The 395-nt window shown below is 46.6% G+C and carries 1 protein-coding gene; it reads left to right on the top strand.

Annotated features, from left to right (window positions below; translation table 11 throughout):
• Window positions 1-302 (top strand): chemotaxis protein CheW (locus tag CWC14_RS18545; protein ID WP_171036895.1); only part of this gene is annotated, 302 nt, incomplete at its 5' end.
• Between the last annotated feature and the right edge of the window lie 93 nt (window positions 303-395).

Below are 395 nucleotides of genomic sequence, written 5' to 3'. Positions count from 1 at the left end.
TGTTCAATCATCATGATGCCATTACCGAACTTGATAAAGCTCTTCTGGTCGTGGTCGAGTGTGATAACCAAAAAGTGGGCCTGCTGGTGGCCGACTTACTGGCGCAACAGCAAGTGGTAATAAAAAGTTTAGAGGCGAACTATCAGAAGGTTGATGGTGTTTCCGGTGCAACTATTCTCGGTGATGGGCGGGTATCGCTGATTGTTGATATTGCCGGGTTAACCAAAATGGCCGGTTTGAAAAAGCCAGGTGCACAAGAGGCACTCATTGATGCTGCAGCCCTGCATGAGGAGCAGGTATGAAAGTAGAAGGCATTAACGAACATATTATCTTGCAGAACAATCAGGGTCACATTCAGCAATACCTGACATTCATGATGGCTGACGAAGAGTACG

The organism is Pseudoalteromonas sp. S3260, assembly GCF_005886925.1.
Classification (GTDB): domain Bacteria; phylum Pseudomonadota; class Gammaproteobacteria; order Enterobacterales; family Alteromonadaceae; genus Pseudoalteromonas; species Pseudoalteromonas tetraodonis.
This window is presented reverse-complemented; position numbering and strand designations above follow the sequence as displayed.